This window comes from Phenylobacterium sp., from assembly GCF_036263695.1.
Taxonomy (GTDB): domain Bacteria; phylum Pseudomonadota; class Alphaproteobacteria; order Caulobacterales; family Caulobacteraceae; genus Phenylobacterium.
Map to the genome: position 1 here is coordinate 1 of NZ_DATAGM010000297.1, position 12,488 is coordinate 12,488.

Below are 12,488 nucleotides of genomic sequence, written 5' to 3' on the forward strand. Positions count from 1 at the left end.
GCCAAGAAGCTGCGCTACGCCGCCGAGTTCTTCGGCGAAGCCTACGGCGAGGCGCCCGCCAAGCGCCGGCGCGCCTTCATCGGGGCGCTGAAGCGGTTCCAGGACGCGCTGGGCGAACTCAACGACATCGCCGTGGCGCGCCAGTCCACCGCCGCCCTGGTCCGCAACAGCGGCGCGCGCCTGGCCTTCGCCGCCGGCCTTCTGGTCGGCGAGCGCAGCCGCGACGAGGAGGGCCTGCTGCGCACCGCCGAGGCTTGCTACGCCGCCTTCCGCCGGGCCCGCCCGTTCTGGCAGCCCGCCGACGCCTGAATTCCTCCGTTTGCTGAGCGCTTGACCCGGCCCGGCCGCCGGCCCAACCATCGCCGTCGGACCTGGGCGGCTGGGAGGCGGCCGAGACCGCTCACCAACCGCCGGAACCCACTTGGACACCATTCACCGGATCACGCGAGGAGAGCTCTACGAGCTCGTTTGGTCGCAGCCGCTGAAGCGGCTGGCGCAGGATCTGGGGATCAGCGGGAACGCCCTGGCGAAGATCTGCGACCGGATGCTCGTGCCCCATCCCAGCCGCGGCTACTGGTCCGCGCAGAGCGGCCCGCGGCGCGAGGTGCGCCCGCCGCTGCCACCGGCCCCCGAGGACTGCGGCGAGGACATCCAGATCTCGTCCCGCCGGGCCGCCTCCCGGCGCGGCCTGCGCCGGATGAGCCTGGAGGCCCGCCGCGAGCAGATCGCGGACGCCGCCGCCGACCTCGTGCTGGAGGCCGGCGTCGGGGTGGTGACCATGAAGGCCGTCGCCCGCCGGGCGGGCATCAGCGAGGCGCTCGCCTACCGCTACTTCTCCAGCGTGATCGAGCTATTGGCCTATGTGGCCCGCCGCGAGCAGGAGATCATGGCGGCCATGCAGGACGCCGCCATGAAGCCGCACACGTCCTACGTGGACCGCGCCCAGGCCTCCATGGTCGGCTTCCTGGATTATGTGGCGCAGCGGCGGGGCCTGCTGCAGGCGCTGCTGGCCAGCGGCGAGCTGCGCCGCACCCTCAGTCCCGAGCACCGCAGCCGGATGGCCTCGGCCACCCAGGTCAGCTCCAGCAAGCTGCTGCAGCAGAGCGGCGTGCCGGTGGAGGTGGGCGGCGCCGGCTGGCGCATCCTGCGCGCCTCGGCGACCCGGGCCGGCAAGCTGCTGGCCAGCGGCAAGCTCTCACGCGAGCGGGCCGGCGTGCTGGCCAGCGCCATCATGGACGGCGCCCGCGAGCGGCTGGTCAGCTGGCCGCGAGAACCCGCGGCGGCCGCTGCAGGCGCACCGAAAGGTCGCAAAGCGCCCCGTCGGTCATCTCGCGCGCGAGCCGCCGACCGAGAGCCGGATCCAGCCGCTTCCTGAACACCTGCTCGCCGGCGTCTTCGGCCAGGGCGGCGAGGATGTGCAGGGCGGCGACGCACTCGCGGCTCGGCACGCCGAAATGGTCGCGAAGCCCGACCGCCAGCCGGCGCATGATCCGCCCGTAGAGCGCCCGCGCCCGCGGCGTCAGGGCCCCGGCCACCATCGGATCGCTGAGCAGCAGGTGGAGCAGGGGCCCGTGGCGGGCGACGTGGTCGAAATAGGCCTCGGCGCAGCGCAGCGCCGTCTCGCGAAGGGATCCGGCTTCGAAGGCCGCGTCCACCGCCTCGCCCATGGCCTCGAGGTGCGCCTGCAGGATGCGGTTGCCCAGGTCCTGCTGGGTGGGGAAGTAGGCGTAGACCAGCGCCTTCGAGACCCCCACCCGCTGGCCCAGCGTCTCCAGCGGCAGCGGCAGGCAACCCTGCTCGACGGCCAGCGCGGCCGCCCCCTCCATGATCTGCTGCTCGCGGGCGGCCCGGCTGAGGCGCGCGCCGCCGGTCGCTTCCCGGCTCATACCGCTGTCATATCAAACGGAACGGCGATCGCCGAATAGGACCTTTTGCTCGCGCCCCGGGCTGGATTCAGACGCTGCAGTCGGTCTAGGCCTCATGAGCCGGCGCCATTCGGCCGGCGTCCGCCTCAGGTTCTGACCCATGACTGCTCCGCAAGGCCGGCTCGCCGGCAAGGTCGCCTTCGTCGCCGGCGGCTCGTCCGGCATCAATCTCGGCATCGCCCGACGCTTCGCCGAAGAGGGCGCCACAGTCGCCATCATCAGCCGCAATCCCGAGCGGGTGCAGGCTGCCACCGCCGAGCTTTCGGAGATCGGCCCCGCCTTCGGAACGCCTGCCGACGTGCGCGACTACGCCGCCGTGGAGGCGGCGCTGAACGCCACGCGCGAGCAGTTCGGCGAGCTGGACATCGTGGTCTCCGGCGCGGCCGGCAACTTCGTCGCGCCCGCCCTGGGCATGTCGGCCAACGGCTTCAAGACCGTCGTCGATATCGACCTGATCGGCACCTTCAACGTCTACCGGGCCGCGTTCGAGCACCTGCGCAAGCCCGGGGCTTCGCTGATCTCCATCAGCGCCGGGCAGGCGGTGCTGGCCAGCCTCAACCAGGCCCACGTCTGCGCGGCCAAGGCCGGGGTCAACATGCTGACCCAGTGCCTGGCCCTGGAGTGGGGGCCGGCGGGGGTGCGGGTCAACGCCATTTCGCCGGGCCCGATCAGCGGCACCGAAGGGATGGCGCGGCTTGCGCCCACGCCAGAGGCCGAGGCCCGGGTGAAGAACAGGGTCGCCCTGCGCCGCTATGGAGAGAAGGAGGAGATCGCCGAAATGGCCGTCTTCCTGTCCACGGAACAGGCCAGCTACGTCAACGGCGCCATCATCCCGGTCGACGGGGGCTCCGCCGCGGGCGACGCCACCGGCAACGCCATCCCGGAGCAGTTCGGCCGACCCGCGAGCTAGCCTCAGCAGGCCCTCATCAGCGTTCGCGCCGGATCGCCAAGGCGATATCGGTGGCGAAAGGCGGCGCCTCGAAACGCAGCGCCTGTCCGTCGGAGACCGCGAGCAACTCGGGCCCTGGGGCGCCGGATTTGGTGTCCCAGGGCGTAATGCGACAGCGGCCTGGCGCTAAGCCCGGCACGCTCACGAGCGTGCGGATCGGGGCGGCGTTCGCATCCAGGCTGCCGTCTTTGGACAGCGGCGCGCGGCGCATCAGCCAAACCACGGCCTGGTCCTCGTCGCCGCAGCCGAAGGTGGCGACGGCGCGGTGCGAGGTCACGATTTCCGTATTGAGGTTGCGCCTGCGCAGCCGCCGCCATTTGATCAGGGGAAGGAACCCTGCCATGGCGCGCTGCGCGCGCCGCATGCCGGGCGTCAGGGTATGTGGGCGCCGATTGGGCCAGCGCATGCCGCCGCCCGCCCCGCCGCTCGCCAGGTGCGCCCACTGGGTGTGCCGGAAGTACTCGTCGTCGAACGCCTCCGGGAGCGTCTTCTTGCGATCCTTGAAGGTGTGGATCGGCCCGTGCTCGGTGTCCAGGAACGGGCGCTGGTCGGTGATCTCCTCCAGCGCCTGCCGAACGATGCGGCCCATCGCGACGGCGCCCTCCACGGTGTTCCGCGGATCGTCGATGGCTCCATGGGCGTAGATGTGCAGGCTGGCGAAATCGAGCGCCGGGTGCCGGAAGATCGGTGTCGTCAGGTCGAGGTGGGGCTTCAGCTCCAGTTCCGGGCCAAAGAGCGAGACCGTTTGCGGGTGCGCGCGGCCATACAGGTCCAGTTCGGCGTGCCGTACCGTCCGGCTCAGGTCGGAGATGAAGTCCGGAAAGACGTCGGCGCTGTCCTCCGCCTGGGCGGGGTGGATTTCGTTCCACAGGTCCCAGGCGAACAGGGCGCCCGAGCCGCCCCATCGGGTCGCCGCGAACCTGAGGCGGCGACGTATCAGCTCTCGCGTCTCCGGACACAGCAGCAGCCTCGATGGGTGCGCCAGAGGCCCCCCGTTCGCGGAATTGTAGGGGTGATGCGCCCAATGCAGCCAAGTCCAGAAGGTGTCGAATGGGGTCAGGAGGATCCGGAGCCCGAGCCGCTCGCACATCGCAAAGAGATCGTCCCAAAGCTGAACCATGTGTGGATTGAACCGCCCGGCCGGACGCTCGAAGTAGCGCGTCCTGACCTGCGCGTATTCCAGCATCAGCCGCAGCACGGTGACGCCATGGTCAAGCAGCCAGCGGAGGTGGCGCTCGACGGCCGGCAGGTCACGCCTGCGGTAGAGGCCCTGGAATTCAACCCAGCTGATGGCGTCGTTCTGGCCCACGGGGGTGAAGTCCCGGCCGTGCTCGTCCACGAAGTACGGCGCGCCATCGGCGGCGAATATCCACGGCAGGCCCGATCGCGCGGGGGTGCGCTCGACCGCGTCGGCGGGCCGCCGGTGCATTAGGTTCATGGTGTCCGTGGTCAGCCTGGGGGCGCCGCCTGGGCAGAGCGACCACCAACGTTCCGGACGCACACGGGGTCCGCCGAGTATCCCAGGTTAGTTGGCGCCGGCGCCCGCGCCGACGATCCGCTCGCCGGGAGTTGACCGACCAAGCCGCTCAACCCAGCTGCTCAGCAGGCTGGCCTCAGCAAGCCCGGCGTGGCGGGCGGCGACCTGGCCGTCCTTGAAGGCGAACAACGCCGGGATCCCTTGGACGCCGTAGCGGGCGGCCAGGCCCGGGTTGGCGTCCACGTCGATCTTCACGAACCGCGCCCGCGGCTCCAGCGCCTCGGCGGCCTTGGCGAACACCGGGGCCATCGCTCGGCAGGGACCGCACCAGGCAGCCCAGAAATCGACGATCAGCGGCAGGTCGGAGCGGGCCAGGTGCTTGTCGAACCGGGCCTCGTCCAGGTCGACCGGCACGCCGGCGAACAGCGCCTGGCGGCAGCGGCCGCAGCGGGCGGCGGCGGCCGGGCGCTCCGGCGGCAGGCGGTTCACCCCGTCGCACGTCGGACAAACGACATGCAGCGCGCTCATGCCAAGGCGAACCGTTCAACGCCCCCACGGGTTTCGATCTGGTCCCACTGAACGATGGAGCCGAGGATGACGACGCTGAACCGGGAGGCGGTGACCAAGGTGCTGGGCCCTGTGGACGAGGCCCTGACGGCCGAGCTGATCGGCACCGGCGCGAGCGCCGAGGAGCTGTTCCAGGCCTACGCCTGGCTGACCAACGACGAGGCTCTGGCCAACGCCCAGCGCGGCTTTCCCACCGCGCGGGTGGGCGAGCTCGTCCAGATCCTGCAGCAGGCGGAACAGGAGGAGGAGGTCGGCGGCGGCTAGAGCGTCCGGAACCGGCTCTACGCCCTCGGGGTTGCTCGGCTAGCGCATTCGCCCCCGAGGACACGCCGTGACCGAGACCTATCCCGAGCCTCCCTTCAAGCCGCAGCCCCAGCCGATGCCGGGGCTGACCAGCAAGATGGACCCCAAGCCGGACCACGGCGAGACGACGTACGTCGGCGCCGGACGGCTGACCGACAAGAAGGCGATCATCACCGGCGGCGACTCCGGGATCGGCCGGGCCGTCGCCATCGCCTACGCCCGCGAGGGCGCCGACGTGCTGATCAGCTATCTGAACGAGCACGAGGACGCCGAAGACACCAGGCGCCTGGTGGAGGAGGCCGGCCGCAAATGCGTGCTGGTCCCCGGCGACATCTCAGACGCCGCGCACTGCCGGGCCATCGTCGACAAGGCGGTCGAGGCCTTCGGCCGGGTGGACATCCTCGTCAACAACGCCGCCCATCAGGCGACCTTCGAGAGCCTCGAGGAGATTCCGGACGAGGAGTGGGATCTGACCTTCCGGACCAACATCCACGCGATGTTCTATCTGGTGAAGGCGGCCCTCAAGCACATGCCGGAGGGGAGCGCGATCATCAACACCACCTCGGTCAACGCCGACACGCCCAGCCCCGACCTTTTGGCCTACGCCACCACCAAGGGGGCGATCCAGAACTTCACCGGCGGCCTGGCGCAGATGCTGGCGGAGAAGGGGATCCGGGTGAACTGCGTGGCGCCGGGCCCGATCTGGACGCCGCTGATCCCCTCGACCATGAGCGAGGACCGCTACCGCAGCTTCGGCAAGCAGACGCCGATGCAGCGGCCGGGCCAGCCCAAGGAGCTGGCGCCGGTTTACGTGATGCTGGCCTCGCCGGACGCCTCCTACGTCTCCGGCGCGACCATCGCCGTCACCGGCGGCAAGCCGATCATCTAGTACCGCGGCCGTGGACGCCGCGCACGTCCCCGACGACTGGGCGGCGCTCGCCGAGGACCTGGCGGGCTCCGAGTGGCGCCGGCTGGTTGTGCTGGGCGCGACCGACCGCGGCAAGTCGACCCTGATCCGGGTGCTCGCGTCACGGCTGGCCCGGCAGGGCGCCGAGCTCTCGCTGCTGGACTGCGATCTCGGTCAGAAGGCGGCCGGCCCGCCGGGCTGCGTGACCCTGGCAGACTGGCGCGGCGGCTTCGCCCTCACGGCGCTCTACTTCGTGGGGACCACCAATCCGGTCGGTGTCATGCCGGCCGTCGTCACCGGCACCGCGCGCCTGGCCGCGCGGGCCAGCCGGCGGCTGCTGGTCAACACCAGCGGTCTGGTGGACGGGCCGGGCCTGGCCCTCAAGCGCTGGAAGCTGGACGTCCTGGACCCCGACCGGATCGTCCTGCTGGCGCAGCCCGGCGAACTTCCGGGATTGACCGCCCTTATCCCGCCGAGACGACTGCTGCGCCTCACCCCGTCGCCGGAGGCGCGTCGGAAGGGGCAGGGCCGCCGCGAACGGGCTCGGCGGGCGAGCTTCCAGGCCGCGCTCGCAGGTGCGCCGGAGCAGGTCCTCGCCCCCACTGCGGTCGAGCGGATGACCCGCGATGCGCCGTTCCCAGAGGACCTGCGGCTCGTCGGGCTGGCGGACGCCTTCGGAGAAGATGTTGGCGTGGGCCTCGCCCGGTGGCCCGCCGAGGGCGAGCCATGGCGGGTGCGGACCTTTGTCGATCCCGCCCGCGTCTGGCGACTGCGGATCGGCATGGCGCTGCCGGCGGAAACGGAGTTTCCTGGCCCTGGTTGGTCGAACGATGGCGCTCGGTGAGACCTCACCGATCCCGCCACCGGTACCGCTCGCCGCGAGAACCAGGACCTCACGATCCGCCTCGACCGCATGCCGGCGAAACCCGAGAGGGTTGGTGCTGGAGAAGGTCGGGGTCACTCAGCCGTTAGAGCGCGAGGGTCTGCGCCAGCCAGTCTGACACGTCCCGGCCCAGCGCCTCGCGGCACTGGTCGAGCCCGTGCCGGCAGCCGGGGTAGAGGACCAGCCGTTTCGGCTCCTGCGCCCGGGCGTAGATGTCCTGCGAGCATTGGGCCGGGAGGACCTCGTCCGCCTCGCCGTGCGCGACCAGCAGCGGTCGGGGCGCGAGCTCGGCGACCGCCGAAGTCCCGGACCTCTGGCTCGACAGCGCCGCCACCCCGACGACATCGTCGCTGAGGACGCCGGCGGTGATCACCACCGCCCCGCCGAACGAGTGGCCGACCAGCACGATGCGCCGCTTGCCGAGCGCCTTCAGGTGCTCGATCCCGGTGAGCACGTCCTCGACGCAGGGCGTGAGGGACCCCGGTCGGCGGTAGTCGATCTCCAGCGAAGCGACGCCGCGCGGCTGCAGCTGGCCCCCGAGCCGCGCATAGAGCCCGCCGGCCGGCCCGCCGAGTCCGCCGCCGGAGCCGAACACCCAGAGCACCGAGGCATCGCCGGCGGCCGGATGCACGCGGCCGCGGATCGCGCCAGCGGCGGTCTCCAGGGCCAGCAGGTAGGCTCCGTCCGGGGGCGGCGCCTCGGGAACCGCCCGGAAGGCGAGGGGCCGCACCGCCGCCTGCGTCAGCCGCCGTCGGTTGTGGCGCTGTCCGGCTCGCCGCCGGGACCGCGGCGAAGATCGTCGGGGATATCCGCCCCGGCGCTGCCGCCCACGTCCGCGCTGCGCTGCGCCGCATCCCCGGCGCCCATCGCCCCCGTGATCCCGCCGCCGCCGCTTGCCCCCTGCCCAAGGCCGTTGTCGCCGCCCAGGTCGCCGCCGCCGGTCCCTGCGCCGGCTACCCCGCCGCCGCCGATGCCGCCGTCAGGCCGGTTGCGCTCGGCCGCCTCGTGGGCGTCCCGCCCCTGCTCGCGCCAGCTGTCGCCGTGTTCGGAGCCGCGGCCGCTCATCGTCCCGCCGCCCTCCTCGCCGGGTGGCACGTGGCCGGGCTTGTTGTCGGTGGCCGGATCGAAGCTTCGTTCGTTTGCGGTCTCGTTGGCTCGGCCTGTGCCGCTGGCCGCCCCGCTGGGCTGAGTCCCCGGATCCACGCCGCCGGTGCTCGGATTGCTCATTGGATGCTCCCTCTGGATGTCGCCATGGTCCTTGCGAGACCAGCGGGAGAGCGATCCTGTTCCACCCCTAGGCCGCAGCTTGCCGAAATGCGGTTGCAACCTGCGGCGCCTAGGGTAGAGCCGCGTTTCGCGCCTGACGCAGCGCGCGTCGGCCGCCGGCCATTCCCCGAACCTGGAGAGCGCATGGCGCCCGTAGACCTGCCGCCGCCCGAAGTCGAAGCCGTGATCGTCCAGCCGCCGAGGCTGCCGCCGCTGGCCGGCGAGGGCGCCTTTTCCGTGCAGACGCTGGACGCCGAAGCGCTGAAGACCGAACCGCGGCTGGACGAGGCGCTCCGCCGCTCGCCCGGCGCGTCGCTGTTCCGCCGCACCGGCAGCGACGCCGCCAATCCGACCATCCAAGGGCTGTCCCTGCGCGCCATCGCTCCCTCCGGCGCCGGCCGGGCGCTGGTGACCCTTGACGGGGCGCCGCAGAACGACCCCTTCGGCGGCTGGGTGATCTGGTCCTCCCTGCCGCCCGAGTCCCTGGCCGGCGCGACCATTGTCCGCGGCGCGGGGGCCGGCCCCTACGGCGCAGGGGCCTTGACCGGCGTCGTGGCGCTGACCGAGCGGCCCACCGGCGGCGGCCTGCAGGCGCTGGAGGCCTTCGTCGGCGAGCGGGAAAGCGGCCGCCTCGCCATCGCCTATGGCGACGACCACCTGTTCCTGGCTGCGGCGGGCTCGACCACGGCCGGCTACACCCCGGTCCGTGCGGGCGCGGGCGGCGCCGATGCGCCCACCACACTCAATGACTTTGCCGCCTCCGCCCGGCTGCAGGGCGAGCTGCTCGGCGGCGTCGGCGCGCTTCGCCTCGGCGTGTTCGAGGAGCGGCGCGGCGCGGGCCTGGTCGGCGCCGGCTCCGTCGCTAGCGGCGCATCGGCGGCGCTGACCCTGGCCCGCCCGGCGGGCGAGGCGGGCGCCGGCTGGCGGGTGCAGGCCTGGCTGCGCTCCAGCGACCTGAAGAACACCTCCGCGGCGGTCGCCGCCGCGCGCGTCGCCACCACGCCCGCCAACGACCAGTACGCGACGCCCGCCCTCGGCTGGGGCGTCAACGCGGCGTGGCAGGGCCGCTCCGGCCCCTGGTCGTGGGAGCTCGGCGCCGACGCCCGCTTCACCGATGGCGAGGTGCGCGAGCGGTTCCGGTTCATCAGCGGCGCTTTCACCCGCCACCGCCAGGCGGGCGGGCAGACCCGTGTCGCCGGCCTGTACGGCGAGGCCGCCTACGCCGCCGAGCGCCTGATCCTGACCGGCGGGGTGCGCGTCGACGGCTGGGCCTCCGGCGACGCGCACCGGCGCGAGCGCGACCTCGCCACCGGCCAGTTGCTGCTGGACGTTTCTCCCCCTGACCAGGAGGGGACGACCCCCACCGCCCGGCTCGGCGCCCGCTGGCGGCTCGGCGGCGAGGTGTTCCTGCGCGGCGCCGCCTACGCCGGCTTCCGCCCGCCGACCCTCAACGAGCTGCACCGGCCGTTCCGGGTCGGCAACGACGTCACGGAGGCCAATTCAGCCCTGGAGCCCGAGCGGCTTTACGGGATCGAGGCCGGGCTGTCGGGGGAGGGGCCGGTGCGCTGGAGCGCCACCGTGTTCCACAACCGCATCGAGGACCCGATCGCCAACGTCACCATAGGTTTCGGCCCGGGCGCCTTCCCGGTCGCTGGCTTCATCCCCGCGGGCGGGGTGCTGCGCCAGCGCCAGAACGCCGGCGAGATCGAGGCCACGGGCGTCGAGCTCGACGTCGCCGCCGACGTTTCCGACGCACTCTCCCTGCGCGCCGCGCTGGGCGCGACGCGGGCGCGGGTGGACGGCGGCGCCTCGGCCCCGCAGCTGACCGGCAAGCGCCCGGCCCAGACGCCCGAACTCACCGTCACCGCCGGCGCGGACTGGCGGCCGGTTGAGCCCCTGCGCCTCTCCGCCGACCTGCGCTACGAGAGCGCCCGGTTCGAGGACGACCTCAACCTGCGCAAGCTGGAGCCCGCTGTCGGCTTGGACGTCCGAGCCGCCTGGCGCGTCTCCGACAACGCCGAGGTCTACCTCGCCGCCGACAACCTCCTCGACGCCGAGATCGAAGTCGGCGAGACGGCCGACGGCGTCGAGAGCTTCGCCGCGCCCCGGACCGTGCGCGTGGGGTTCAGCCTGAGGCGATGAGAGGTGACAGGTAGCCGTGCCGGCGCAACCGGTCACCGACGCCGCCCGGTGACTGGTTGGGCGCAGCGCTACCTGTGACCTCACGCCGCCGTCGCTTCGATCCGCTGGCGGCCGCTCTCCGCCTTCAGCTTCGGCCGCGGCTTGCCAGCCTCGGCCGCCTCGTCGCGGGCGGTCTCCAGGAAGCGGATCACCGCAAGCTCGAACGCCCGCTCCGACGCCGCCGGCTTCAGCGGCAGGGAGCCTTCGGAATAGGCCTCCAGCACCAGCGGGTGGATGTAGGCGCTGCGGCACACCGCGGCGGTGTTGCCCAACAGGCCCGCCACCGCCTTCACGCAGGTGTTGATGTGTCGCTTGGCCTGGGACGCGCTGGCGCAGGGCTCATTCATGATCAGCGCCCGGGCGGCCGACAGGGTGCCGGCCCAGGTCCGGAAGTCCTTGGCCGAGAAGTTCTCGCCCATGGCCTCGCGGATATAGGCGTTGACGTCGGCCGAGCCGACCGCGTGCTGCTCGCCGTCGTCGCCGATGTACTGGAACAATCGCTGCCCCGGCAGCTCCTGGCAGGTCTTGACGATGCGGGCCAGGCGCCGGTCGCGGAACCCGGTGCGATGGGACTTGCCGCTCTTGCCCTTGAACTCGAACACCGCGCCGGCGCCGTCGAACTTCACGTGACGATCGCGCAGGGTGGTCAGGCCGAAGCTCTTGTTCTGCTTGGCGTATTCGTCGTTGCCGACCCGGATCAGGGTGATCTCCATCAGCCGCACGACCGCCGCCAGGACCTTTTCGCGGGGCAGGCCGCGCTTGCCGAGGTCCTTCTCCACTCGTTTGCGGAGCTTTGGGAGCGCGCGGCCGAAGGCGATGATCCGGTCGTACTTGCCGGCGTCGCGCACGCTGCGCCAGCCGTCGTGGTAGCGGTACTGCTTGCGGCCCTTCTGGTCGCGGCCGGTGGCCTGGATGTGACCCTGCGGGTCGGGGCAGATCCACACGTCCGTCCAGGCCGGCGGGATGGCGAGCTTGCGGATGCGCTCCAGCGTCGCCTCGTCCTCGACGTGCTTGCCGTCCGGGTCGCGATAGCCGAAACCGCCGCCGGTCTTGACCCGCCGGATGCCGGGGTCGAGATCGGTGACGTAGGTCAGGCCCGCCGCCTCGACGGGTTCGGCCATGGCGGCCTGATCGCTGGACATGGCGCCTCCGCAAACGCCCGGTCGGAACGTGACCCGGAGGGGCAGGTTCCTCTCACCTTCGAAGGGAAGTCCTTGAATTACCGCCACGCCTTCCACGCCGGGAACTTCGCTGACCTGGTCAAGCACGCCGCTCTGCTGGAGCTGCTGGCGGGCCTGCGCGCCGCCGCCCCGGCCTTGACGGTGATCGACACCCATGCGGGCGCGGGCCTCTACGAGATGGCCGGCGAGGCGGCGAGGAAGTCCGGGGAGGCCGAGGCCGGGATCGGCCGGCTGATCGGCGATCCGTCGCCGCCGGCGGTGTTCGCGCCGCTGCTGGCCGCGGTCCGCCGGGCCAACCCGAAGGGGCAGCTGAAATACTACCCCGGATCGCCCTGGCTCATCGCCGAGGGCCTGCGGCCCGCCGACGGTTACCTGGCCTTCGAGCTTCATCCGGACGAGCACCGTAGGCTCTCCGACCTGCTTCGCGGCAAGCGCGGCTGCGAGGCGCGGCTCGGCGACGGCTACAGGCTCGCCGCGGCCAGCGTACCGGCCGGCGCTCTGCTGGTGCTGATAGACCCGCCGTTCGAGAAGGCGGACGACTACGCCCGCGCCGTCGAGGCCGCCGCCGCGATCCACCGCCGCAATCCGCAGGCGAGCGTCGCCATCTGGCTGCCGCTCAAGGACCTAGAGACCTTCGACGCTTTCCTGCGCGACCTGGAGGACGCCGCCGCCGGCCCCGTCCTGATCGCCGAGGCCCGCCTGCGCCCCCTCGACAACCCCCTGAAGATGAACGGCTGCGCCCTGGCGATCCTCGGCGCCCCACCTGGCCTCGACGCGCCGCTGGGCGAGGCCTGCCGCTGGGTAGCCGAGGCCCTGGGCGAAGGCGGCGAGGGGAAGGTCTGGCGACTT

General features: G+C 72.3%; 14 protein-coding genes. 8 read left to right on the plus strand and 6 right to left on the minus strand.

Annotation, left to right across the window (positions count from 1 at the left end; all coding sequences use genetic code 11):
• Together VHK87_RS11925 and VHK87_RS11930 are read left to right on the plus strand one after the other, a co-directional pair.
• A partial coding sequence (locus VHK87_RS11925) for a CHAD domain-containing protein (RefSeq protein WP_329635113.1) occupies positions 1-309 on the plus strand: 309 nt, incomplete at its 5' end.
• Between the two features lie 112 nt (positions 310-421).
• On the plus strand, positions 422-1,375 hold the full coding sequence (locus VHK87_RS11930; protein WP_329635114.1) for a TetR/AcrR family transcriptional regulator: 954 nt from the start codon (positions 422-424) through the stop codon (positions 1,373-1,375).
• Here the strand turns inward: VHK87_RS11930 and VHK87_RS11935 are convergent.
• A complete protein-coding gene (locus tag VHK87_RS11935) occupies positions 1,257-1,886 on the minus strand; it encodes a TetR/AcrR family transcriptional regulator (RefSeq protein ID WP_329635115.1) in 630 nt (209 codons plus the stop codon). The genes VHK87_RS11930 and VHK87_RS11935 overlap by 119 nt on opposite strands.
• Positions 1,887-2,025: 139 nt before the next feature.
• Between VHK87_RS11935 and VHK87_RS11940 the strand changes: the two genes are divergently transcribed.
• Positions 2,026-2,835: an SDR family oxidoreductase gene (locus VHK87_RS11940; RefSeq protein ID WP_329635116.1), complete on the plus strand. Its 810-nt coding sequence runs from the start codon at positions 2,026-2,028 to the stop codon at positions 2,833-2,835.
• Positions 2,836-2,851: 16 nt separating this feature from the next.
• Here VHK87_RS11940 and VHK87_RS11945 read toward each other — a convergent pair whose 3' ends face one another.
• Together VHK87_RS11945 and trxC are read right to left on the minus strand one after the other, a co-directional pair.
• The gene (locus tag VHK87_RS11945; protein ID WP_329635117.1) at positions 2,852-4,303 is read right to left on the minus strand and encodes a hypothetical protein; all 1,452 of its coding nucleotides are present in this window, start codon (positions 4,301-4,303) and stop codon (positions 2,852-2,854) included.
• A 96-nt stretch (positions 4,304-4,399) separates the two neighbouring features.
• Positions 4,400-4,879, minus strand: a complete 480-nt coding sequence (gene trxC, locus VHK87_RS11950) for a thioredoxin TrxC (protein ID WP_329635118.1) — start codon at positions 4,877-4,879, stop codon at positions 4,400-4,402.
• 66 nt (positions 4,880-4,945) lie between these two features.
• On the opposite strand from trxC, the gene VHK87_RS11955 reads away from it, so the two are divergent.
• From VHK87_RS11955 to VHK87_RS11965, 3 genes are all read left to right on the plus strand, one after another.
• On the plus strand, positions 4,946-5,182 hold the full coding sequence (locus VHK87_RS11955; RefSeq protein ID WP_329635119.1) for a hypothetical protein: 237 nt from the start codon (positions 4,946-4,948) through the stop codon (positions 5,180-5,182).
• Between the two features lie 67 nt (positions 5,183-5,249).
• Positions 5,250-6,110 (plus strand): SDR family oxidoreductase, encoded by an 861-nt coding sequence (locus tag VHK87_RS11960; protein WP_329635120.1) that lies wholly within the window; start codon positions 5,250-5,252, stop codon positions 6,108-6,110.
• A 10-nt stretch (positions 6,111-6,120) separates the two neighbouring features.
• Entirely contained in the window at positions 6,121-6,972 is an 852-nt protein-coding gene (locus VHK87_RS11965) for a Clp1/GlmU family protein (RefSeq protein WP_329635121.1), read from the plus strand.
• 124 nt (positions 6,973-7,096) lie between these two features.
• Here VHK87_RS11965 and VHK87_RS11970 read toward each other — a convergent pair whose 3' ends face one another.
• Both VHK87_RS11970 and VHK87_RS11975 read right to left on the minus strand, forming a co-directional pair.
• A complete protein-coding gene (locus tag VHK87_RS11970) occupies positions 7,097-7,741 on the minus strand; it encodes an alpha/beta hydrolase (protein ID WP_329635122.1) in 645 nt (214 codons plus the stop codon).
• A gap of 11 nt (positions 7,742-7,752) precedes the next feature.
• Complete coding sequence (locus tag VHK87_RS11975; RefSeq protein ID WP_329635123.1) at positions 7,753-8,238, minus strand: hypothetical protein; 486 nt, start codon at positions 8,236-8,238, stop codon at positions 7,753-7,755.
• A gap of 183 nt (positions 8,239-8,421) precedes the next feature.
• Here VHK87_RS11975 and VHK87_RS11980 point away from each other — a divergent pair, with 183 nt between their 5' ends.
• Positions 8,422-10,419 carry a TonB-dependent receptor gene (locus VHK87_RS11980; protein WP_329635124.1) on the plus strand — a complete coding sequence of 666 codons (1,998 nt, stop codon included), beginning with the start codon at positions 8,422-8,424 and terminating at the stop codon, positions 10,417-10,419.
• 80 nt (positions 10,420-10,499) lie between these two features.
• On the opposite strand, the gene VHK87_RS11985 is transcribed toward VHK87_RS11980, so the two are convergent.
• Positions 10,500-11,600, minus strand: coding sequence for a DNA topoisomerase IB (locus VHK87_RS11985; protein WP_329635125.1), 1,101 nt, complete (start codon positions 11,598-11,600; stop codon positions 10,500-10,502).
• 72 nt (positions 11,601-11,672) lie between these two features.
• Between VHK87_RS11985 and rlmJ the strand changes: the two genes are divergently transcribed.
• Positions 11,673-12,488: 23S rRNA (adenine(2030)-N(6))-methyltransferase RlmJ (gene rlmJ / locus VHK87_RS11990; protein ID WP_329635126.1), on the plus strand; the 816-nt coding region annotated here is incomplete at its 3' end.

Coding starts and splice junctions, on each gene's coding strand:
- VHK87_RS11955 (WP_329635119.1), top strand. CDS start 4,946: ATGACGACGCTGAACCGGGAGGCGGTGACCAAGGTGCTGGGCCCTGTG.
- VHK87_RS11980 (WP_329635124.1), top strand. CDS start 8,422: ATGGCGCCCGTAGACCTGCCGCCGCCCGAAGTCGAAGCCGTGATCGTC.
- VHK87_RS11945 (WP_329635117.1), bottom strand. CDS start 4,303: ATGCACCGGCGGCCCGCCGACGCGGTCGAGCGCACCCCCGCGCGATCG.
- VHK87_RS11985 (WP_329635125.1), bottom strand. CDS start 11,600: ATGTCCAGCGATCAGGCCGCCATGGCCGAACCCGTCGAGGCGGCGGGC.
- VHK87_RS11935 (WP_329635115.1), bottom strand. CDS start 1,886: ATGAGCCGGGAAGCGACCGGCGGCGCGCGCCTCAGCCGGGCCGCCCGC.
- VHK87_RS11975 (WP_329635123.1), bottom strand. CDS start 8,238: ATGAGCAATCCGAGCACCGGCGGCGTGGATCCGGGGACTCAGCCCAGC.
- VHK87_RS11940 (WP_329635116.1), top strand. CDS start 2,026: ATGACTGCTCCGCAAGGCCGGCTCGCCGGCAAGGTCGCCTTCGTCGCC.
- trxC (WP_329635118.1), bottom strand. CDS start 4,879: ATGAGCGCGCTGCATGTCGTTTGTCCGACGTGCGACGGGGTGAACCGC.